At 68.0% G+C, this 20,242-nt stretch carries 22 protein-coding genes; 15 read left to right on the top strand and 7 right to left on the bottom strand.

What is annotated here, in order from left to right; translation table 11 throughout:
- Positions 1 to 9: 9 nt before the first annotated feature.
- From typA to ACFFC4_RS19675, 10 genes are all read left to right on the top strand, one after another.
- Complete coding sequence (gene typA, locus ACFFC4_RS19720) at positions 10 to 1,890, top strand: translational GTPase TypA (protein WP_375504047.1); 1,881 nt, start codon at positions 10 to 12, stop codon at positions 1,888 to 1,890.
- A 92-nt stretch (positions 1,891 to 1,982) separates the two neighbouring features.
- On the top strand, positions 1,983 to 3,158 hold the full coding sequence (locus ACFFC4_RS19715; protein ID WP_375504045.1) for a pyridoxal phosphate-dependent aminotransferase: 1,176 nt from the start codon (positions 1,983 to 1,985) through the stop codon (positions 3,156 to 3,158).
- Positions 3,155 to 3,910: a nitrilase-related carbon-nitrogen hydrolase gene (locus ACFFC4_RS19710; protein ID WP_375504043.1), complete on the top strand. Its 756-nt coding sequence runs from the start codon at positions 3,155 to 3,157 to the stop codon at positions 3,908 to 3,910. The genes ACFFC4_RS19715 and ACFFC4_RS19710 overlap by 4 nt, the downstream gene beginning before the upstream one ends.
- Before the next feature lie 283 nt (positions 3,911 to 4,193).
- On the top strand, positions 4,194 to 5,201 hold the full coding sequence (locus ACFFC4_RS19705) for an ABC transporter permease (protein WP_375504041.1): 1,008 nt from the start codon (positions 4,194 to 4,196) through the stop codon (positions 5,199 to 5,201).
- 89 nt (positions 5,202 to 5,290) lie between these two features.
- Entirely contained in the window at positions 5,291 to 7,072 is a 1,782-nt protein-coding gene (locus ACFFC4_RS19700) for an ABC transporter substrate-binding protein (protein WP_375504039.1), read from the top strand.
- 91 nt (positions 7,073 to 7,163) lie between these two features.
- Positions 7,164 to 8,168 carry an ABC transporter permease gene (locus tag ACFFC4_RS19695; RefSeq protein WP_375504037.1) on the top strand — a complete coding sequence of 335 codons (1,005 nt, stop codon included), beginning with the start codon at positions 7,164 to 7,166 and terminating at the stop codon, positions 8,166 to 8,168.
- Between the two features lie 52 nt (positions 8,169 to 8,220).
- The gene (locus tag ACFFC4_RS19690) at positions 8,221 to 9,288 is read left to right on the top strand and encodes an ABC transporter ATP-binding protein (protein ID WP_375504035.1); all 1,068 of its coding nucleotides are present in this window, start codon (positions 8,221 to 8,223) and stop codon (positions 9,286 to 9,288) included.
- Positions 9,285 to 10,427 (top strand): ABC transporter ATP-binding protein, encoded by a 1,143-nt coding sequence (locus ACFFC4_RS19685; RefSeq protein ID WP_375504033.1) that lies wholly within the window; start codon positions 9,285 to 9,287, stop codon positions 10,425 to 10,427. Before ACFFC4_RS19690 ends, ACFFC4_RS19685 begins: the two co-directional genes overlap by 4 nt.
- Positions 10,424 to 11,275 carry an N-acetyl-1-D-myo-inositol-2-amino-2-deoxy-alpha-D-glucopyranoside deacetylase gene (gene mshB, locus ACFFC4_RS19680; protein ID WP_375504031.1) on the top strand — a complete coding sequence of 284 codons (852 nt, stop codon included), beginning with the start codon at positions 10,424 to 10,426 and terminating at the stop codon, positions 11,273 to 11,275. The genes ACFFC4_RS19685 and mshB overlap by 4 nt, the downstream gene beginning before the upstream one ends.
- The gene (locus ACFFC4_RS19675) at positions 11,275 to 11,673 is read left to right on the top strand and encodes a hypothetical protein (RefSeq protein WP_375504029.1); all 399 of its coding nucleotides are present in this window, start codon (positions 11,275 to 11,277) and stop codon (positions 11,671 to 11,673) included. Before mshB ends, ACFFC4_RS19675 begins: the two co-directional genes overlap by 1 nt.
- Here the strand turns inward: ACFFC4_RS19675 and ACFFC4_RS19670 are convergent.
- Positions 11,663 to 12,595: a GNAT family N-acetyltransferase gene (locus ACFFC4_RS19670; protein WP_375504073.1), complete on the bottom strand. Its 933-nt coding sequence runs from the start codon at positions 12,593 to 12,595 to the stop codon at positions 11,663 to 11,665. The two genes, ACFFC4_RS19675 and ACFFC4_RS19670, sit on opposite strands and share 11 nt — an antisense overlap.
- A gap of 72 nt (positions 12,596 to 12,667) precedes the next feature.
- Between ACFFC4_RS19670 and fdxA the strand changes: the two genes are divergently transcribed.
- Positions 12,668 to 12,994: a ferredoxin gene (gene fdxA / locus ACFFC4_RS19665; protein WP_375504027.1), complete on the top strand. Its 327-nt coding sequence runs from the start codon at positions 12,668 to 12,670 to the stop codon at positions 12,992 to 12,994.
- 25 nt (positions 12,995 to 13,019) lie between these two features.
- Here fdxA and ACFFC4_RS19660 read toward each other — a convergent pair whose 3' ends face one another.
- Positions 13,020 to 13,850: a hypothetical protein gene (locus ACFFC4_RS19660; RefSeq protein WP_375504025.1), complete on the bottom strand. Its 831-nt coding sequence runs from the start codon at positions 13,848 to 13,850 to the stop codon at positions 13,020 to 13,022.
- 3 nt (positions 13,851 to 13,853) lie between these two features.
- Positions 13,854 to 14,813 (bottom strand): 2,3,4,5-tetrahydropyridine-2,6-dicarboxylate N-succinyltransferase, encoded by a 960-nt coding sequence (gene dapD / locus ACFFC4_RS19655; RefSeq protein WP_375504023.1) that lies wholly within the window; start codon positions 14,811 to 14,813, stop codon positions 13,854 to 13,856.
- A 50-nt stretch (positions 14,814 to 14,863) separates the two neighbouring features.
- On the opposite strand from dapD, the gene dapE reads away from it, so the two are divergent.
- Positions 14,864 to 15,928: a succinyl-diaminopimelate desuccinylase gene (dapE, locus tag ACFFC4_RS19650; RefSeq protein WP_375504021.1), complete on the top strand. Its 1,065-nt coding sequence runs from the start codon at positions 14,864 to 14,866 to the stop codon at positions 15,926 to 15,928.
- A 105-nt stretch (positions 15,929 to 16,033) separates the two neighbouring features.
- Here dapE and ACFFC4_RS19645 read toward each other — a convergent pair whose 3' ends face one another.
- Positions 16,034 to 16,594, bottom strand: coding sequence for a CAP domain-containing protein (locus ACFFC4_RS19645; protein WP_375504019.1), 561 nt, complete (start codon positions 16,592 to 16,594; stop codon positions 16,034 to 16,036).
- Between the two features lie 176 nt (positions 16,595 to 16,770).
- On the opposite strand from ACFFC4_RS19645, the gene ACFFC4_RS19640 reads away from it, so the two are divergent.
- Together ACFFC4_RS19640 and ACFFC4_RS19635 are read left to right on the top strand one after the other, a co-directional pair.
- Positions 16,771 to 17,565, top strand: a complete 795-nt coding sequence (locus ACFFC4_RS19640; RefSeq protein ID WP_375504017.1) for a TIGR00730 family Rossman fold protein — start codon at positions 16,771 to 16,773, stop codon at positions 17,563 to 17,565.
- Positions 17,565 to 18,107, top strand: a complete 543-nt coding sequence (locus ACFFC4_RS19635; protein WP_375504015.1) for a TIGR00730 family Rossman fold protein — start codon at positions 17,565 to 17,567, stop codon at positions 18,105 to 18,107. Before ACFFC4_RS19640 ends, ACFFC4_RS19635 begins: the two co-directional genes overlap by 1 nt.
- Positions 18,108 to 18,117: 10 nt before the next feature.
- Here the strand turns inward: ACFFC4_RS19635 and ACFFC4_RS19630 are convergent, their stop codons facing one another.
- The 3 genes from ACFFC4_RS19630 to ACFFC4_RS19620 are packed head-to-tail and all read right to left on the bottom strand — an operon-like array spanning position 18,118 to position 19,023.
- On the bottom strand, positions 18,118 to 18,651 hold the full coding sequence (locus ACFFC4_RS19630) for a DUF1990 family protein (RefSeq protein WP_375504013.1): 534 nt from the start codon (positions 18,649 to 18,651) through the stop codon (positions 18,118 to 18,120).
- Between the two features lie 29 nt (positions 18,652 to 18,680).
- A complete protein-coding gene (locus ACFFC4_RS19625; protein ID WP_375504011.1) occupies positions 18,681 to 18,827 on the bottom strand; it encodes a hypothetical protein in 147 nt (48 codons plus the stop codon).
- Between the two features lie 43 nt (positions 18,828 to 18,870).
- Positions 18,871 to 19,023, bottom strand: a complete 153-nt coding sequence (locus ACFFC4_RS19620) for a hypothetical protein (RefSeq protein ID WP_375504009.1) — start codon at positions 19,021 to 19,023, stop codon at positions 18,871 to 18,873.
- 195 nt (positions 19,024 to 19,218) lie between these two features.
- Here ACFFC4_RS19620 and ACFFC4_RS19615 point away from each other — a divergent pair.
- On the top strand, positions 19,219 to 20,242 hold a 1,024-nt coding region (locus ACFFC4_RS19615; RefSeq protein WP_375504007.1), incomplete at its 3' end, for a DUF222 domain-containing protein.

Here is a 20,242-nt window from a genome sequence, read left to right as displayed (position 1 = left end):
ACCCCAATCATGGGACAGCGTGAATCCCGCGGCGACCTGCGCAACGTCGCGATCGTGGCCCATGTCGATCACGGCAAGACCACCTTGGTCGATGCCATGCTCTGGCAGTCCGGGGCGTTCACCGCGCACCAGGCCGACACCGGTGACGTCAACGAGCGCGTCATGGACAGCAATGACCTCGAGCGGGAGAAGGGCATCACGATCCTGGCCAAGAACACGGCCGTGGACCACGTGACCCCCACCGGCGAGCGGGTCGTCATCAACATCATCGATACCCCGGGTCACGCCGACTTCGGCGGCGAGGTCGAGCGCGGGTTGTCCATGGTCGACGGCGTGCTGCTGCTCGTCGACGCCTCCGAGGGCCCGTTGCCGCAGACCCGTTTCGTGCTGCGCAAGGCGCTTGAGGCCGGGATGCCGGTCGTCCTGGTCATCAACAAGGTCGACCGTCCGGACGCGCGCATCGCCGAGGTCGTCGACGAGGCCTACGAGCTGTTCCTCGATCTGGACGCGAACGAGAAGCAGATCGAGTTCCCCATCGTGTACGCCTCGGCGAAGGCCGGCCGTGCGTCGCTCAAGCGTCCCGAGGACGGCGTCATGCCGGAGGAGGAGGACCTGGCACCGCTGTTCCAGACCATCCTCGAGTCCATCCCGGCGCCCACCTTCGAGCCGGGCGCGCCGTTGCAGGCACACGTCACGAACCTCGACGCCTCGCCCTATCTGGGCCGCCTGGCCCTGTGCCGCATCCACAACGGCACGATGACGAAGGGCCAGCAGGCCGCCTGGTGCCGCGCCGACGGCACCGTCGAGCGCGTCAAGATCACCGAGCTGCTGATGACGAAGGCCCTCGACCGCTACCCGGCCGACTCCGCGGGACCGGGTGACATCGTGGCCATCGCCGGCATCCCCGAGATCACCATCGGCGAGACGCTGGCCGACCCGATCGACCCCAAGCCGCTGCCGGTCATCACCATCGACGAGCCGTCCATCTCCATGACCATCGGCATCAACACCTCGCCGCTGGCCGGGCAGTCCGGCAAGAAACTCACCGCCCGCCAGGTCATCAACCGTCTGGACGCCGAACTCGTCGGCAACGTCTCGATCCGGGTGCTGCCCACCGAGCGCCCCGACACCTGGGAGGTCCAAGGCCGCGGCGAGCTGCAGCTGGCCATCCTCGTCGAGGTCATGCGGCGCGAGGGCTTCGAGATCACCGTCGGCAAGCCACAGGTCGTCACCCGCACCGTCGACGGCAAGCTGCACGAGCCGATGGAACGCATGACCATCGACATCCCGTCCGAGTACCAGGGCGTCATCATCCAGCTGCTCGCCCTGCGCAAGGGCCGGCTGGAGCAGATGGTCGACCACGGGACCGGCTGGATCCGGATGGAGTACGTCGTCCCGGCCCGCGGCCTGATCGGCTTCCGCACCGAATTCCTGACCGAGACCCGTGGCACCGGGCTGCTGCACCACATCCACGAGGGTTACGCGCCGTGGACCGGCGACATCCGCACCCGGCCCAGCGGTTCGCTGGTCGCCGACCGTAAGGGCGTGACGACCGGTTTCGCGCTGGCCAACCTGCAGGAACGCGGCACGTTGTTCGTCGGCCCGACCACCGACGTCTACGAGGGCATGATCGTCGGCGAGAACTCCCGGGCGGACGACATGGACGTCAACCCCACCAAGGAGAAGAAGCTGACCAACATGCGTCAGTCCTCGGGCGACGTGCTGGTCCCCCTCATCCCGCACCGCATCCTGTCGCTCGAGCAGGCGCTCGAGTTCTGCCGCGACGACGAATGCGTCGAGGTGACACCTGGCGAGGTACGCATCCGCAAGGTGCTGCTCATGGCCCAGGACCGCGAGAAGTCCCGCTCGCGCAACAAGGCCAACAAGTAGCCGGTCGAGTGTCGGGTTACGCGTCGAGTGTCGGTTTACAAACCGACACTCGCGCGCTAACCCGACACTCAACCGGAGATTAGGCTGGGTGGGTGGCTGAACCGGACCGCGAACCAGATCGATTGGTCGCCCGCATGCACGGCTTCCGTACCACGATCTTCGCCGAGATGTCGGCGTTGGCCGTGGCCACCGGCGCGGTCAACCTGGGTCAGGGTTTCCCGGACACCGACGGCCCGCAGCTGATCCTGGATGCGGCGGTCGACGCGATCCGCTCCGGGCACAACCAGTACCCGCCCGGCAACGGCATCGCGCCGCTGCGCCACGCCATCAGCGAGCACCAGGAGCGGTTGTACGGGCTGGCCTACGACCCGGACTCCGAGGTGCTGGTGACCGCGGGGGCCACCGAAGCGATTGCTGCTGCCGTCACCGCCCTGGCCGGGCCGGGCGACGAGGTGATCCTGTTCGAGCCCTACTACGACTCCTACGCAGCCACCGTCGCCCTGGCCGGTGCGAGCCGCGTCTGCGTCACTCTCGAACGCAACGGTCAGGTCACCCAACAGCCGTGGGGCTTCGACCACGACGCCCTGCGCGCCGCCATCACACCGCGCACGAAGCTGATCCTGCTCAACACGCCACACAATCCGACCGGAACCGTCTTCGGCGCCGACGACCTCGCCGTGATCGCCGAGGTCGCGGTCGAGCACGACCTCGTGGTGATTGCCGACGAGGTCTACGAGCACCTGCTGTTCGACGGTCGTCTACACGTCCCGATCGCCACCCTGCCCGGCATGCGGGAGCGGACGGTGACGATCAGCAGCGCCGGCAAGACGTTCAGTGTGACAGGTTGGAAGATCGGCTGGGCCTGTGGACCGGCCTCGCTGATCGCCGCGGTACGCACCGTCAAGCAGTTCCTGACCTACGTCAACGGCGGCCCGTTCCAACCCGCGGTCGCCGTGGCGCTGGCCGAGGCCGAGAAGCTGTCACCGGTGGCCATGCTGCAGGACCAGCGCGACCTGCTGTGCGACGGGTTGGCCGAGCTCGGCCTCGATGTGATCGTTCCGCAGGCCACCTACTTCGCAACCGTCGATGTCGGGCGCAACGGCGTTGACTACTGCCGCGAGCTACCGACCCGGGCCGGCGTGGTGGCCATCCCGAGCAGTGTCTTCTACGACAGCGACGCGGGTGACAGGTTCGTCCGCTTCGCGTTCTGCAAACGTCCCGAAGTCCTCCGAGATGCGCTGACCAGGCTCGCGGAGGTGACCGGATGAAGGTCGCGGCCATTCAGCACGACATCACCTGGGAGCACCCCGAGACGACGCGCGAGCACGTCACGCCAATGATCGCCGCCGCGGCCGCCGGTGGCGCCCAGTTGATCGTCCTGCCCGAGATGTTCGCCACCGGCTTCTCGATGCGACCCGAGCGCATCGCCGAGGACGAGGGCGGTCCGACCGAGCAGTTCCTGCTCGCTCGCGCCGCCGAGCACAACGCACATCTGCTCGCTTCGATCGCCCAGCGCGGCGCCGACGGCGCCTTTCGCAACAACGCCGTGCTCGCCCGGCCGGACGGCTCCGTGCAGCGCTACGCCAAGATCCACCCGTTCAGCTACGCCGGGGAACATGAGCAGTACGCCGCGGGCGACAAGTTCCTCACCGTCGAGGTGCATGGCGTACGGCTCAGCATCTTCGTCTGCTACGACCTGCGATTCGCCGACGAGTTCTGGGCGCTGGCCGACCACACCGACCTCTACGTCGTGCCGGCCAACTGGCCTGCGCCGCGCCACGAGCACTGGCGCGCGTTGTTGCAGGCCCGAGCCATCGAGAACCAGGCGTACGTGCTCGGTGTGAACCGCGTCGGCCTGGCCAAGGACCTGCCGCACCTCGGTGGCTCCGTGGTGCTGGATCCGCTGGGTGCCCGGTTGGTCGAGGGTGGCCCGCAGCCGGCCGTGCTGACCGCCGACGTCGACCCGGACGTCGTCCGCACGGTGCGCCACGACTTCCCGTTTCTGCCCGATCGGCGCTGACGGGGTACGTTTCCGGCCGGGTTTGGACCTCGTATTCCACGGCGAGCTGAGACGAAGCTGTGAGCCCGGACGTGGCTCAGCAGCACCCAGGTCCCGTTTTCCTGGCGATTCCGTCGTCCTCAGGCGTAATGAGCAGTCTCGGATGAGTCACGATCCGGCTGGCCCGACGCCCCGCCCTACCGATGGGGTGCTGTACGTATTACCGTGCAGACCGGTCGTCAGACACACAAATCGGCGTTGAAGTTCCTGTTTCCATCAGATTAACGGAAAGGCCCCTGCGCACATGACGTTGGTCCCGGGCGAACTCGAGGTCGCCGGCGAGGCGATGGCGCGTGAGGACCTCGCCCCTGCCGATTCGCCGGAGATCGAGGGCCGGTCGCTCGGTCAGCTGGCGTGGCGCCGTTTGAAGCAGGACAAGCTGGCCCTGGCCGGTGGCGTCGTCGCCCTGTTGCTGATCCTCATCGGGTTGTTCGCCCCGCTGCTCACCCGGCTCTACGGCCAGACGTCCAGTGCGCCGCATTACGAACTGGTCGACTCGAGCACGCAGCTGCCGCTGGGCAGCAACGGTGGCATGTCCGGCACCCACTGGCTGGGCGTCACCCCGGTGCTCGGGCAGGACATCCTCGCCCAGTTGATGTTCGGCGCTCGCACCTCGCTCGTCATCGCCGTGTCAGCCACCTTCCTGTCCTTGCTGTTCGGGATCGTCCTCGGCGTGATCGCGGGTTACTACCGTGGCGCGGCGGACTCCGTCATCTCTCGCATCATGGACCTGCTGCTCGCGTTTCCCACAACGCTTTTTTCCATCGCGTTGCTGTCGGTGTTCGCGATCGTGCCGACGTTCCTGGGGCTCAGTGGCGTGCACCTGCGCTTTGCCGTGCTCATCTTCGTCCTGGGCTTCTTCGGCTTTCCCTACATCGGGCGCATCGTCCGGGGTCAGGTGCTGTCGTTGCGGGAGAAGGAGTTCGTGGACGCCGCGCGCAGCCTGGGGGCGTCCAACTACCGCATCATGACTCGGGAGATCGCTCCGAACCTTGTCGGACCGATCCTCGTCTACACGACGCTGACGATCCCGAACTACATCCTCGGCGAGGCCGGGCTGTCCTACATCGGGGTCGGCGTCCAATCACCGACAGTCTCCTGGGGAGGCATGCTCAGCGACGCCGGGAGCTTCTTCCAGGTCGATGCCACGTATCTGTTCGCTCCCGGCATGGCGCTGTTTCTTGCCGTGCTGTCGTTCAACCTGTTCGGCGACGGGTTGCGCGACGCCTTCGATCCACGTTCCAGCCGATAACTCACCCGTGCCCGATCCGAAACGGCGGCATCCGGCACCCCGGATTCGCACGAAGCACGACCCCCTACAGGAGAGGTAAGAACACACCGATGAGACGCAATCCGAAGGCCGTGATCGCGGCCAGTTTGCTGACAGCGGCGGCGATCACCCTCGCCGCCTGCTCCGGCTCCAGCGGTGGCGGAGGCGGCACCGGCACCGGCTCGAAGTCGAACGACACCAGTCCGACATCGACCACGGGTTACAACGCTGCCGCGAACAACGTGCTCAACGCCTCGAGCAAGACCGGCGGCACGCTGAACCTGCTCTCGACCGGCGACTGCGACTCGTGGGACCCGGGCCGTACCTACTACGGCTGGTGCTTCAACATGCAGCGCCTGTTCACCCGCACCCTCGTCGGGTACACGAAGGTCAACGGCACCAAGTTCGACATCGGCGGCGACCTCGCCACCGGGCTGGGCACGCACAACGCCGACTTCACCAAGTGGACCTACACCCTGCGGTCGGGCCTGAAGTTCTCGGACGGCAAGGCCATCACCCCGGCCGACATCAAGTACGGCATCGAGCGGCTCGCCGCCACCGATGTCATCAACGGTGGCCCGTCGTCGTACTTCATCGACAACATCAAGGGCATGAAGACCTACAAGGGCCCCTACAAGGGCGGTTCGCTGAGCTCGATCGAGACCACGAGCAACACGATCACCTTCAACCTGGCGAACTCCTACGCCGACTTCAACTACCTGATGGCACTGCCGGCGTCCGCGCCGGTGCCGGCCAACGTCGAGGGCGGCGCAGGTTTCAAGGGCGCCACGTACACCAAGCACCCGGTGTCCTCGGGCCCCTACATGATCAAGTCGTACACCCAGAACAAGCAGATCACCTTCGTGCGCAACCCGTACTGGTCGCAGAGCACGGACATCATCCGCAAGCCGAAGGCAACCTCGGTCGTGCTGACCGTCGACACCAACCCGGATGACCTGGACAGCAAGCTCAAGGCCGGTACGGCAGATGCCCGCGCCGACAACGGTGTGCAGCCGACCTTCCAGTCGCAGATCCTGACGCAGCCGAGCCTGAAGGCCAACGCCGACGACCCGGTGGTCGCTGCCACTCGCTACATGGCGGTCATCCCGTCGGTCATCCCGAACATCCACTGCCGCAAGGCGATCTTCTACGCATGGGACAAGGCCGGCTCGCTGCGGGCGTTCGGTGGCTCCACCGCCGGCGTCATCGCGAACTCGATGACCCCTCCGGGTATCGACGGCAACGACCCGAGCTACGACCCGTACCCGTCGGGTTCGGGCAGCAGCGGCAACATCGCCAAGGCCAAGGCCGAGCTCACCGCCTGCGGCAAGCCGAACGGCTTCTCCACGAAGTTCGCCTACAACACCCCGAGCAGCACCGGGCCCAACGTCTTCAAGGCCGAGCAGTCGGCGCTGGGCAAGGTCGGCATCAAGATCACGGCAGCCCCGCAGGACCAGTCGAACTACTACTCGACCTACATCGGCTCGCCGGCCAACCTGAAGAACCAGGGCATCGGCCTCGCGGTCGCCGGCTGGGGTGCGGACTTCCCGACCCCCTACGGCTTCTTCAACTCGATCACCAACGGCGCGAACATCCTGCCGACCGGTAACTCGAACTACGCGAGCCTGAACGACCCGACGGTCAACCGCATCCTGGACGCGGCTCCGAAGGGCAAGAACACCACGGCGGACTGGCAGACGCTGGACAAGGCCATCCTGAACAGCGCGACGTATTTGCCGTTCATCTGGGAGAAGACGCTGTACTACCGCAACCCGCGGATGACGAACGTCACCAGTGACAACGCGCTGGCGTTCGGTATCTACGACTTCGTCAACATCGGCGTCGTCAAGTAACTGCAGGCGCTCGTCCCACGCCTCATAGAAAGGCCGAGCAGGTGGTGACCGGTCCGTAGATCCGGACCGGTCACCACCTGTCACATTCAAAATGCTTCAATACGTCTTCCGGCGCTTCCTCGGCGCGATCGTGGTCATCTTCGCGGTCAGCGTCGTCACCTTCCTGATCTTCCAACTGGCTCCGGCGCTGGCCCACCGGTCGCCGGTGTACTACTACGTCGGGAAGATCCCGCCGCTGCCCGCGCAGCTCAAGCTCCTCGAGCACCGCTACGGTTTCGATCTGCCGATCTGGGAGCAGTACCTCCACTACGTCAAGGGCATCCTGTTCGGTCAGACGGTGTCCAACGGAGACACGACCCTGCACTGCAGCGCGCCGTGCCTCGGCTATTCGTTCCGCTTGAACTCCTCGGTCAACTCGCTGATAGGCCAGGCGCTGCCGGTCGACCTGAGCCTCGCCATCGGCGCATCGATCTTGTGGCTGGTCGGGGGAGTTGCGGTCGGCACGATCTCCGGCCTCAAGCCGGGCTCGATCTTCGACCGGGTCGGCATGACGGCCGCCCTGACCGCCGTGTCGCTGCCGATCTTCTTCACCGGGCCGCTGCTGCTGCTGATCTTCGAGTACAAGCTGAAGTGGCTGCCCAACCTGACCTATGCACCACTGACCGACGATCCAGTGCAATGGTTCAAGAGCCTGCTGCTGCCGTGGATCTCACTCGCCTTCCTGTTCGCCGCCCTGTACGCCCGGCTCACCCGAGCGAACATGATGGAGACGATGGGTGAGGACTTCATCCGCACCGCGCGGGCGAAGGGCCTGCCGAGGCGGACGGTGGTCATCAGGCATGGGCTACGAGCGGCGCTGACGCCCATCGTCACGATTTTCGGGATCGACATCGGCACCCTGATCGGGACCGCGGTGATCACCGAGACCGTGTTCAACCTGCACGGGCTCGGCTTCCTGCTCATCACCGCCATCCGACAGTCCGACCTACCGATCATTCTCGGCGTTACGCTGATCGCGTCCATCGCGCTGGTGGTGGCCAACCTGGTCGTCGACATCCTGTACGGCATCGTGGACCCCAGGGTCAGCTACGCCTGATCGGTTCGGAGACCCTGCCCCAGCACTACCTGCGAAGAGGAGATCGGTCAGCGTGACTGCCGAGCCCGCCCAGTTGGTCGCCGACAGCGATGCTGCACCCCGATCGTTTCTGTCCGTGCGTGACCTGCGAGTGCACTTCCCTACCGGCGACGGTCTGGTCAAGAGCGTCGACGGCCTCACCTTCGATGTCGAGCGCGGCAAGGTGCTCGGCATCGTCGGCGAGTCCGGTTCCGGCAAGTCAGTGACCAGTCAGGCGATCATGGGCCTGCACAAAGGTTCGAAGGCGCAGATCACCGGCGAGATCTGGTTCGACGGCCAGGAGCTCGTCGGGGCCAAAGAGGAGGAGATCCGCAAGCTTCGTGGCTCCGAGATGGCCATGATCTTCCAGGACCCGCTCTCGGCGTTGCATCCCTTCTACAAGGTCGGCGTGCAGATCACCGAGGCGTACCGGGTGCACAACGACGTGTCCAAGGCGGTAGCGAAGAAGCGCACCCTGGAGATGCTCAGCCTGGTCGGCATCCCCAGTCCCGATCGCCGCTACGACGACTACCCCCACCAGTTCTCCGGTGGCATGCGGCAGCGCGCGATGATCGCCATGGCGCTCGTCTGCAACCCGCGCCTGCTCATCGCCGACGAGCCCACCACCGCACTGGATGTGACCGTCCAGGCGCAGATCCTCGAGCTCCTGAAGCTCATGCAGCAGGAATTCGACTCGGCCATCATCCTGATCACCCATGATCTCGGCGTCGTCGCCGAGACCTGCGACGACGTCGTGGTCATGTACGGCGGGCAGTGCGTCGAGAAGGGTCCGGTCGGCGATCTGTTCTACCGTCCCGAAATGCCCTACGCCTGGGGGCTGCTCGGTTCGATGCCGCGCATGGACCGCGACCGGCAGACCCGGCTGCGTCCGATCGCCGGCCAGCCGCCCTCCCTCATCCGGGTGCCGACCGGGTGCGTGTTCAACCCGCGCTGCACGTTCAAGGACCACGTCGAGGGCGACCGGTGCACCACCGAACACCCGGACCTGCTGCCGACCACCGACAACCATGGCGTGCGCTGTCACATCGACCCCGACGAGCGACGCAGGATCTTCCGTGACGAGGTGTCGCCGACCCTATGAGTTCCATCGACCTGACCAAGACCGATGCAGATGCGGCTGACGACGCGACGGTGTCGAATGACTCGTTGCTGGTCGTCGACCGGCTGCGCAAGCACTTTCCGATCAAGAAGGGCCTGATCCTCGCCCGTCAGGTCGGCGCCGTGAAGGCCGTCGACGGCATCAGCCTGTCGGTGGACTCCGGCCAGACGCTCGGCCTCGTCGGTGAATCCGGCTGCGGGAAGTCGACGGCTGGTCGCACCATCGCCAAGCTGCTCGAACCGACCAGTGGAGCCATCCGCTTCGACGGTCGCGACATCAGCGCGCTCGGTCGCGGGCAGATGCGCCCGCTGCGTCGCGACATCCAGATGATCTTCCAGGATCCGTACTCGTCGTTGAACCCGAGGCACACGATCGGCACCATCGTCGGTGCGCCGTTCCGCATCCAGAACGTCAAGACCGACAAGAGCATCAAGACTGCCGTGCAGGGCCTGATGGAACGTGTCGGGCTCAACCCCGAGCACTACAACCGCTACCCGCACGAGTTCTCCGGCGGCCAACGCCAGCGCATCGGTATCGCCCGGGCGATCGCGTTGCAGCCCAAGCTGATCATCTGCGACGAGCCGGTCTCGGCGCTCGACGTCTCGATCCAGGCGCAGGTGGTGAACCTGTTGGAAGACCTGCAGCAGGAGTTCAACCTCGGCTACATCTTCATCGCGCACGACCTGTCGGTGGTGCGGCACATCTCCGACCGGGTCGCCGTCATGTACCTGGGCAAGATCATGGAGATCGCCGACCGCGATCTGCTGTACTCCGCACCGCTGCACCCGTACACGCACGCGTTGATGTCGGCCGTCCCGGTTCCTGACCCGAACAAGGAGCAGGCCCGTCATCGCATCCTGCTCAAGGGTGATCTACCCAGCCCGATCGACCCGCCGTCGGGGTGCGTGTTCCACACCCGCTGCCCCCTGTACCGCGAGACGCTGTCGGAGTCGCAGCAGGAGCGGTGCCGTACCGAGGAGCCCGTGCTCGAGGAGAAGGTGCCCGGGCACTTTGCGCACTGCCATTTCCCCGTCGCACGATCTGACGTCGCTGCGGCCGAGGACCAAGGCATCACGGCCTCCGCAACCCCGCCGGCGGGTGGCGCGCACGCAGCCGGATGAGCCCGCGTCTGCTGTTCGTGCATGCGCACCCGGACGACGAGTCGATCACCACCGGCGCGGCGATGGCCCATTACGCCCGCCGCGGCGTCGAGGTCACGCTACTGACCTGCACGCTCGGCGAGGAGGGTGAGATCCTCGTGCCGGAACTTGCCGCGCTCGTCGCCGGGCAGGCCGACCAGCTCGGCGGCTACCGCATCGGCGAGCTGTCGGCGGCGATGCGCGCGCTCGGCGTGTCCGACCACCGGTTCCTGGGCGGGGCCGGCCGCTTCCGCGACAGCGGAATGGGTGATGCGCGTGACAGCGGCATGCTCGGCTCGCCCAGCAACGATCACCCGCGCGCGTTCTGGCGGGCAGCGAAGGACGACAAGATCTTTGCCGAGGCGGTGCAGGCCGCCGCTGACGTCATCCGCGAGGTCCGTCCGGACGCGGTGGTCAGCTACGACCCGGCCGGTGGCTACGGCCACCCCGACCATGTCATGGCCCATCGCGTCACGATGGCTGCGGTGGCAGCGGTGCCGGTGCCGCGGGTGTTCTGGACGGTCGACCCGGACTCCGTGCTCGACCGTGACGTCGCGGCGGTCGCCGCCGCTGCGGGAGTGCCGTTCACGGCCGACCGGGCGCAGCTGCACTTCGGCGTGCCGGACGCGGTGGTCACCACGGTGGTCGATGCCGGGGACGCGCTCGCCGCGAAGCGCGCGGCGCTCGAGGCCCACGCCACCCAGCTGACGGTGTGGGGCGAGTTCTACGCGCTGTCCAACGGGATCGGCCGAACAGTGTCGGGCACCGAGTACTTCCGCGCGGCGCCGGGCTACCCGGCCCCCGCCGACGACCTGCTCGGCGATGGCTGATGGTCGCGCGGCGCGCGGGGCATGACGTCACGGCGTGGCTTGCCGTCGTGCTCGTCTGCCTGTCGGCGGCGCTGGCTGCGCTGCTCGAGGCGCTCTTGGTCCCGCTCTACGCCGGCAGCGTCCTCGTCCCGATCGCCGTGGTGGCCGCGCTGGCGTCCAATGTCGGCCTGCCACTGCTGGCCCGCGCAGCGGTGCCGAGCATGATCGGCGTCGCGCTGCCCTATGTCGCGTGGCTGATCGCCATCATCGGCTTCGGCGTGTTCGGCCGGCCGGAAGGCGACATCATCCTGCCCGGCGGTAACCCGCAGTGGGTGGCCTACGGCGTGCTGCTGGGCGGGGCACTGGCCGGCATGGTGACCGTGGTCAGCATCGCTCCCCGGTTAGGCGCTACTGGGTGACCGGCTCGGTGCGGTAGTGGTAGCCGTGGTGCACCCAGTAACCGTGCCCGGTGTACAGGGCGAGGGCCGCCTCGTTGACGGCCTCGACCTGCAGGTAGCTGCGGCCGGCGCCGCGCTCGCGGCCCCACGCCCACAGCGCAGCCATGATCGACGATGCCAGTCCTCGCCGCCGAGCATCGGGTGCGACCTCGACCCAGGACACGCCGAGCCAGCCTTCGTCCAGGACGCCGCGTCCCGTCGCCAGGGTCTGCCCGTTCGCGCGCACCGCGGCGAACACCACGTGGTCGTGGCGGGTCAGCAGGGCTTGGCCGGGGGCGTCGAGGAACTGGCCGCGCTGGGAGAGCCCCAGCCAGCCGTCGTCCGGGGTGTTGGCAAGAGAGACCTGGGCCTTGCCGGCGCGCGCGGTCAGCTGGTCGAGTCGCGCCGTCATGGTGTGCGCCTCGGTCTCGATCGGCCACCACCGCTCACCGAGTTCGGCATCCAGCAGCCGGCGGGCCTCCGTCGGCAGCAGGATCCGCAGGGGCAGGTCGCGCGCGGCGTACCAGTCGTGGGCGCGGGCCAGCGCCTCGTCCAGGGGCATCCCCAGTTGCCCCAGCGGCAGGACCGAGTTGGCCCGCCGCACGCCGCCGTGATCAGCGCGCAGCAACCAGCCGCCGAGCTGCTCGGTGTCGACGGAGCGCAGTCCTTGAGCAGCGAGCCGTTGCAGCGCGAGCTCGTCCGCGGTGGACGGTGGAGCGATCTTGGCAATGGCCACCAGCGCGACCGGGACCTCGATCAGCCCGCGCCGGGACTCGATCACTGCAGTCTGATCGTCGAGTCCGACCAGGTCGCCGACAACGTCGCCGAACAGCAATTGGCCCTGCGGACCGCGTTCGACCACGCGGCGCACGCTGACCCGCCGCCCCACCCAGCTAGGCTCCATCACGATCGGCATACTGTCAGTCTGCCGGTCCAGCAGCCGCCGCAGATGTCATAGCTCCCGGAGGGTCTTTCAGTGACGTATGTAATCGCCGAGCCATGCGTGGATCTGCTCGACAAGGCCTGCATCGAGGAGTGCCCGGTCGACTGCATCTACGAGGGTGGTCGGATGCTCTACATCCACCCCGATGAGTGCGTGGACTGCGGAGCCTGCGAGCCCGTGTGCCCCGTCGAAGCGATCTTCTACGAGGACGACCTGCCCGACAAGTGGCGCGACTACACCAAGGCCAACGTCGACTTCTTCGACGACCTGGGCTCGCCGGGCGGTGCGTCGAAGACCGGCAAGACCGAGAACGACCCGCAGTGGATCAAGGACCTGCCGCCCGTCGAACACGACGAGTAAGCGCTGCGGTCACGAAGAGTAAGCGCTACGTCAGGTGGTACATAGTCGCGACCACTGCGGCTGACGACGCTCTCGAGGTCTTCCACCCGTTGTTGCGGGTCCAGGTGCGCCCGGCGTAGTCGACCCGCTCGATGCCGAGCCGGTCGGCGTTGGCCACGAACCAGGCGGCCGTCTGCCAGTGCGCGCCCGGCACGCGCACGGTGCGCCCACTCGCTGCTGGCGTGGTGATGCCGAGTTCGGTGCGTGCCCGTTGGGCGACGGTGGCGGTCGGCGCCACCTGCGTCGGCTTGTCGAAGCTGCACGAGATCGCTGCCGGCTTGGTGCCCTGCAGGGCAGCGGCGAGGGTCGTGGCCTCGCTCTCGTGCTGGGCGTAGGCGCTGCCGTCGGCGGAGATCTGCACGGCCTGGATCGCGTCGGCCGGCGCCATGCTCTGCCAGTTGCCGATCTTGACCAGCGCCTCGAGGAACTCCCGCGTGGCCTCACCCACGTTGGTCAGGGTCGAGGCCTTACCGCCGCCCCACCCCTGCGACGGGCGCTGCTGCAGCACGCCCACCGAGTCGCGATCGCCGTCGCCGGGCGCCAGGTTGCGCAGCTTGCTTTCCTGCAGCCCGGCCATGAGCACGAGGATCGACGCGCGGAACGGCAGCCTGATACGGAACTGCGTCACCGAGCCGATCATCGTCGCCGCGACGCTGGCCTGGTCGGGGTCGAGGTCGTAGCCCTGCACCGTGCAGACGTCAGCGGTCAGGTGCGATTTGGCCTTGTCCCACAGCCGCGGCAGCCACACGACGGCAAGCACGACAACCAGCACCGCGACGAGCGTGGTGACGGTGAGGCGGGTACGGCGGGTGGCCATTTGTCAGGTGTTGGCGTGCAGAGCCGCGTTGAGTGCGAAGGTGGTGCCCGCGCGCGGGCGGGCTTCGAGCGCGCCGGAGACGGTATTGGTCCAGAACTGCAGGCCGGACTCGCCGGACAGCTCGAGGGCCTTGACCACCCGGCCGTCGGGCAAGGTGACCTTGGACCCGGCCGTGACGTAGGTGCCGGCCGCGACCACGCAGTCGTCGCCGAGCGAGATGCCGATGCCGGCGTTCGCCCCGATGAGGCAGCGCTCGCCCACCGAGACAACCTGGGTGCCGCCGCCGGACAGCGTGCCCATGATCGACGCGCCGCCGCCGACGTCGGAGCCGTCACCAACGATCACGCCGGCCGAGATCCGTCCCTCGACCATGGACGCGCCGAGCGTCCCGGCGTTGTAGTTGCAGAAGCCCTCGTGCATGACGGTGGTGCCCTCGGCCAGGTGCGCGCCGAGGCGCACGCGGTCGGCGTCGGCGATGCGGACGCCGGTGGGCAGCACGTAGTCGGTCATCCGCGGGAACTTGTCGACGCCCGTGACCTGGACGGCCCCGTTGCCGCGCAGGGCGAGCCGGGTCTGCTCGAAACCCTCGGGCGGGCACGGGCCAAGCGTCGTCCACACGTTGTTCGGCAGCACACCGAAGATGCCGTCCAGGTTCAGCTCGCGAGGGCGGACGAGCCGGTGCGAGAGCAGGTGCAGGCGCAGGTAGGCATCCGGGGTGTCGGCGGGCGGTGTGTCCAGGTCGATCTCGCAAACGGTGACGTCGAGGCGGACGCCGCGGGCGGCCGCAGCCGCCGAGTTGCCCCCCGCGCTGGACAGCGCGGCCAGGTCGTGTGGGGCGGCGGCCTCGGCCGGTTGGGCGCCCAGCGCCGGTTCGGGGTACCAGGTGTCGAGGATGCGGCCGGCGGCCGGGCCGGTGGTCACGGTGGTGGCGAGGCCGTAGCCCCATGCCTTTCGCTCGGTCACCGGGCCAGCGTAGACATGCCGGGTGCGACGCTCGCGTAGCGTTCGCTCCCGTGCTGGATCTCGCTGCCGACGCCGTGTCCCTGACCGCTGCGCTCGTCGACGTCGAGTCGGTGTCGGGCAACGAGGACCGCTTGGCCGAGCTCGTGCACGCCGCCCTCGAAACGCTGCCGGGCCTGGCTGTCGAGCGCGATGGCAATGTTGTGCTGGCCCGCACCGAGCTCGGGCGTGCGCAGCGGGTGGTGCTCGCCGGACACCTCGACACGGTGCCGATCGCCGGCAACGTGCCGTCCCGCATCGAGGGTGACGTGATGTACGGCTGCGGCACGTCGGACATGAAGTCCGGGCTCGCGGTCATGCTGCGAGTGGCCCAGCTCGTCGGCTCAGGTGCGCTCGACCCGCGCGTCGATCTGACGTTCGTCGCGTATGACTGCGAGGAGATCGAGGCGGCCCGTAACGGGCTCGGCCGTATCGCCCGCATTCGTCCGGAGTACCTGGCCGGCGATCTCGCCATCCTGCTCGAGGGCACCGAAGGCGCGGTCGAGGGTGGCTGTCAGGGGACGTTGCGCGTGCAGGTGCAGCTGGCCGGGACGCGAGCGCACAGTGCCCGCTCGTGGCTCGGGTCGAACGCCATCCACGCTGCAGCGCCGGTGTTGCAGCGGCTGGCCTCCTACGAGGCACGACTCGTCGACGTCGACGGGCTGACCTATCGCGAGGGCCTGCAGGCGGTGGGCATCACCGGCGGTGTCGCCGGCAACGTCGTCCCGGACGAATGCGTCGTCACCGTCAATTTCCGCTTCGCGCCGGACCGCTCCGAGGACGCCGCGCTCGCACACGTCCGTTCTGTCTTCAATGGTTTCGACGTGACGCTGACCGACAGCGCGCCCGGAGCCCGTCCTGGTCTCGACCGGCCGGTGGCTGCGGACTTCGTGGCTGCCGTAGGCGGGGAGGTACGGGCCAAGCTGGGCTGGACGGACGTCGCCCGGTTCGGGCCGCTGGGGATCCCGGCCGTGAATTTCGGACCAGGCGACCCGAAGCTGGCCCATACCCGGGACGAGTCGGTGTCGATCCCGCTCATCCGCTCCGGCGAGGACGCCCTCGTCCGCTTCCTGTCGTGACGATGTTCCTGTCTTGACAATGCCTCAGGACACAGCGAAACGGGACCGTCCCTCCCAGGGTCGGTCCCGTTTCGCTGTGTCCTGCTGCGACGGCTGTGCTCTCTGTCACGGGCGGCCGAAGTCAACCGTCAGCCACACCTTGTGGTTGGCCGCGTCGAGGTAGACGTCCACGCCCACGTTGGTGAAGTGCGAGTTGAGGATGTTCTGGCGGTGACCGTCGTTCGGCGGCTGCTCGTTGTACATGGCCTTCTGCAGCATGAGCACGCCGGCCGTCGTCATCTGGCTGTTCCAACCGACGTTCTCGCCGGCCCAGGTCCACTTGTAACCGGTCGAGGTGATTCGCGAACCGAGCGCGGCCTCACCGCGTGCCTGGTGCGTCATCGTGTTCGTGCGGGACATGGCCAGGTTGTGGCTGCGGGCCGAGCTGATGAGCTGCGTACGCACCGCGACTGGCTTGAGGTGGTGCGCTGCCCGCTCCGCGTTGAGCAGCTTGGCGACTGCGTTCGAAACGCTGACCTCGGTCGTGGTGCGGCGGGGAAGCGCGGTGCGGGCTTCGGCGCTGGCCGGGTGCAGCAGAGCGGCGAACAGGGCGATAACGATGGCGAATGCGGCGAACACGGTGGTGCGGTGTGCACGGGTGCCTGTGTCAGTAACTGAAGCGAACATGTCACCCTCCGGGTGGTCTGATCCTTGTGGTCGAACCCCCCGGAACGTGCTGTCCGGTCCCACCCGGTCAGTACTACTGGTATGCCCGGGACCTAAGTCCTCCTAACAGAGAACTAACACTGGGTCTGACCTCGGGCCGGCGTTGCGTGCCCGGCGCCGGTCGCTACCGTGCCGATATGAGCGACAGCGCATCGACCGGACAGCGCAGCCGCGGCCCGGTGTTATTGCGCCGTGCCCAGGTCCAGGCCGGCACCACCGATCAACGGTTACTCGACTCGCGCGGCGGGTCGGAGTGGGTGCACACCGACCCGTGGCGCGTGCTGCGGATCCAGAGTGAATTCGTCGAGGGCTTCGGGCTGCTCGCCGAGCTGCCGAAGGCCGTCTCGGTCTTCGGATCGGCACGCACACCCGTGGACCATCCTGAGTACGCGGCGGCTCAACGGCTTGGATCGGCGCTGGCGCAGGCCGGCTTCGCGGTGATCACTGGCGGCGGGCCCGGCGTGATGGAGGCAGCCAACAGGGGCGCGTGCGAGGCCGGCGGCGTCTCCGTGGGCCTGGGCATCGAGCTACCGTTCGAGCAGAGCCTGAACGAGTGGGTCGACCTCGGGATCAACTTCCGGTACTTCTTCGCCCGTAAGACGATGTTCGTCAAATACGCGCAAGCGTTCGTGATCATGCCTGGCGGGTTCGGCACGCTCGACGAGACGTTCGAGGCGCTGACGCTTGTGCAGACGCAGAAGGTCACCCGCTTCCCGGTCATCCTGTTCGGCGTCGACTACTGGAGCGGGCTCATCGACTGGCTGCGGACAACCGTGCGGACGGCCGGCAAGATCGGCGAGCACGACCTCGACCTGCTGCACCTCACCGACGACGTCGACGACGCGGTCGCGCACATCGTCGGCTCTGAGTCCGGCGGATCCGAGCAGGCGCAGGCCGAACGGGCTGCCGTCGCCGACCAGCCGACCTCCTGATGGCTACCGTCTGCGTCTACTGCTCCTCGTCGGAAACCATCGACCCGCGCTACCAGCAGCTGGCCGGCGAGGTCGGCGCCCGGCTGGCGGCCGATGGCCACGCCCTTGTCTCCGGTGGTGGCCGGGTCTCGATGATGGGCGCCGTCGCCCGCGCCGCGCGGGCCGGCGGGGCGCACACCACCGGGGTGATCCCGTCGCACCTGATCCTGTTCGAGGTCGCGGACACCGACGCCGATGAGCTCGTGGTTGTCGACACGATGCGCGAGCGCAAACGCGAGATGGACGACCGCTCCGACGCCTTCCTCGCGTTGCCCGGCGGTATCGGGACGCTCGAGGAATTGTTCGAGGTGTGGACGGCCGGCTCGCTCGACATGCACCCCAAGCCGGTGCTCGTCCTGGACGATGACGGCTTCTACGACGGGCTGTGGGCGTTCCTCGACTCCCTGCGGGACCGCGGCTTTGTGCGCGACGTGGCGCTGCAGCGGCTGCATCGCGTGCGCAGCGTCGAGGAGGCGTTCACGCTCTTACCCTCGCTGCTGTGAGCGTCGTGCGCTAGTCGTCCAGCGCCCGCAGGTAGCGGCGGGTCATCAGGGTCTGGACCCCGGTGCTCACTGGTCCGCCCAACCGTGCCAGTCGTGTGGCCGGGCGCGAGAAGGCGGTGATGGTGAAGTCGACCGTTCCGTCTGCACGCTGCTCGACGACGAACGCTTCCTCACCGCGCTCGGGGTGTCCGGGCAGGGTGCCGTAGGCGAACCCGCGGCGGCGCGGTTCGTCGAACACCGCGACTACCCGACACGGGATGTGAATGGGGCCGAGCCCCATCCGGACGACCGTATGGAGCGCTGCCCGTCGGCTCGATGTGGCGACGCGTAATCCGGATCGGAATTGAACCTGCCAGGTGAGCACGGCGTCGGCAAGCTCGTCGAAGCCGGCCGAACTGCGGACGCGGCGGGTCTGCGTGATGTGCCGGTAGCCCGGCGGCGGGTCGGTCAGTACCCGGCCCACCTCGGGGTAGGTGAGGGGCTCAGACTGCAGCCGCGTCGCCGTCGCTAGGTCGAGCTCGTGCACGGTGCGGCTGGACGTCATGTGCCCATCATGTTCGGGGTCGGTATCGACTAACCAGCCTGGAGGACCGTCTTCAGGGTCTCGAGATCCCAGGTGACTGCGGCGGCGTCGCCAACGAAGTCGTCGTTGCTCATCCCGCCCCGGCGGCGCAGCGTGAACACGACAGCGCACGCCGGCCCGTCCGGTATCACGCGCATTGGGTTGTGCACGACATCCCCGCTGGGCAGCGTCACGTCGTGGTCAAGCGCCGTAAGCGTTCGGCGAGGCGAAGACGAACCCGACCCGGCCAAGGGGGGAGTCCGCGAACCACTGCCCGTCGACCTGCTGCACGCTCGGCCCCAGGCCCGGCGCCCACGACGGGAGGTTGCCCGGGTCCGCGGCAAACCTGTACACCTCGTCGGACCACCGATCGATGCGGACAGCGAGGTGCCGGGTGCGTTCGGGACTTGACGGGCATCGTCCGGAATTGGTTCGGCGCGGGCTGGCGCCAGCTGGCTCGTCGGCCGTCCGAATTCGTCCGAGAAATTCGTTGATCGGGACGCCCTGACCCGGCCGGAAGTGTCAGACCCTCGGTGTTGAATCGAACTTATGGACGTGGTGGTGGGTGCGCAGGTGGTGGCGTTGCCGCCGGTGCGTCCTGCCACGCTGTCGGCGAGCGACCGGATTGACACCCTGGAGGGGTTGGCTCGGTTGCGGGCGTGGGCTGATGCGCAGGAGCAGCATCTGTTGGCGGCGATGGCCGGGCCGGGTGACCCGCCCCGCACGCTGCGGGATCCGACGCTGGTGGCCAAGCAGTACGTGCGGGAGGAGATCGCGTGTGTGCTGCGCCTGGCGCCGGGCACGGTGAACGCCCGCCTGCACATCGCGGGTGAGCTGGTGCGCCGGCTGCCCGACACCCTGGACGCGCTCGAGCGTGGGGTGATCGGTTTGCCGTATGCCCGGTGCCTGGCCGAGGCGGTGAATGCGCTGCCGGACGCTGCGGCGACGCTGGTGGAGAAGCGGGTGCTGCCGGCGGCCGGTGGGCAGACGCTGCGGGCCTTCCGCGAGGCGGTGGCCCGCGCCGTGATCTCGGTCGACCCCCGCACCGCAGACGAGCAGTACCACGACGCCCTCGAGGACCGCCGGGTGCAGGCGCGGACGCTGGATCACGGGATGGGCGCAGTGCACGCCGAACTGTCCGCCGACGCCGTGCAGGCGATCATGACCCGGGTCCAGGCCGCCGCAGACGCCGCGAACGCCGCCGATGACGAGCGCACCGCGGATCAGCGCCGCGCTGACGCCTTCGTCGCCCTGGTGATGGGTCAGGACCCCGCCTCGGCCGCGACCTGGCAGGGCCGCCGCCCCACAGTGCAGGTGAGTGTGGCGTTGTCGACGCTGCTTAATCTGGATGACGAGCCCGGCGATCTGGACGGTTACGGCCCGGTACCGGCGCAGCTGGCGCGGCGGATGGCGGCTGATCCGTCCGGGACGTGGCGGCGGCTGGTCATAGACCCGTTGGGCGGGGTCATCGACGTCGGCCGCACCGCCTACGAACCACCCCAGGACCTGGCCGAGCATGTGATCGCGCGGGATCGGATCTGCCGCTTCCCCGGCTGCCGGCGCCGAGCCCGGC

The sequence above is a fragment of the uncultured Jatrophihabitans sp. genome, from assembly GCF_964244045.1.
Taxonomy (GTDB): domain Bacteria; phylum Actinomycetota; class Actinomycetes; order Mycobacteriales; family Jatrophihabitantaceae; genus Jatrophihabitans.
This window is presented reverse-complemented; position numbering and strand designations above follow the sequence as displayed.

What these genes read in the sequence shown, in the direction of transcription:
- typA (WP_375504047.1), top strand. Translation starts at nt 10, where the DNA reads ATGGGACAGCGTGAATCCCGCGGCGACCTGCGCAACGTCGCGATCGTG.
- ACFFC4_RS19710 (WP_375504043.1), top strand. Translation starts at nt 3,155, where the DNA reads ATGAAGGTCGCGGCCATTCAGCACGACATCACCTGGGAGCACCCCGAG.
- ACFFC4_RS19705 (WP_375504041.1), top strand. Translation starts at nt 4,194, where the DNA reads ATGACGTTGGTCCCGGGCGAACTCGAGGTCGCCGGCGAGGCGATGGCG.
- ACFFC4_RS19700 (WP_375504039.1), top strand. Translation starts at nt 5,291, where the DNA reads ATGAGACGCAATCCGAAGGCCGTGATCGCGGCCAGTTTGCTGACAGCG.
- ACFFC4_RS19695 (WP_375504037.1), top strand. Translation starts at nt 7,164, where the DNA reads ATGCTTCAATACGTCTTCCGGCGCTTCCTCGGCGCGATCGTGGTCATC.
- ACFFC4_RS19685 (WP_375504033.1), top strand. Translation starts at nt 9,285, where the DNA reads ATGAGTTCCATCGACCTGACCAAGACCGATGCAGATGCGGCTGACGAC.
- mshB (WP_375504031.1), top strand. Translation starts at nt 10,424, where the DNA reads ATGAGCCCGCGTCTGCTGTTCGTGCATGCGCACCCGGACGACGAGTCG.
- ACFFC4_RS19675 (WP_375504029.1), top strand. Translation starts at nt 11,275, where the DNA reads ATGGTCGCGCGGCGCGCGGGGCATGACGTCACGGCGTGGCTTGCCGTC.
- ACFFC4_RS19670 (WP_375504073.1), bottom strand. Translation starts at nt 12,595, where the DNA reads ATGGAGCCTAGCTGGGTGGGGCGGCGGGTCAGCGTGCGCCGCGTGGTC.
- ACFFC4_RS19660 (WP_375504025.1), bottom strand. Translation starts at nt 13,850, where the DNA reads ATGGCCACCCGCCGTACCCGCCTCACCGTCACCACGCTCGTCGCGGTG.
- ACFFC4_RS19645 (WP_375504019.1), bottom strand. Translation starts at nt 16,594, where the DNA reads ATGTTCGCTTCAGTTACTGACACAGGCACCCGTGCACACCGCACCACC.
- ACFFC4_RS19640 (WP_375504017.1), top strand. Translation starts at nt 16,771, where the DNA reads ATGAGCGACAGCGCATCGACCGGACAGCGCAGCCGCGGCCCGGTGTTA.
- ACFFC4_RS19635 (WP_375504015.1), top strand. Translation starts at nt 17,565, where the DNA reads ATGGCTACCGTCTGCGTCTACTGCTCCTCGTCGGAAACCATCGACCCG.
- ACFFC4_RS19630 (WP_375504013.1), bottom strand. Translation starts at nt 18,651, where the DNA reads ATGACGTCCAGCCGCACCGTGCACGAGCTCGACCTAGCGACGGCGACG.
- ACFFC4_RS19625 (WP_375504011.1), bottom strand. Translation starts at nt 18,827, where the DNA reads ATGCGCGTGATACCGGACGGGCCGGCGTGCGCTGTCGTGTTCACGCTG.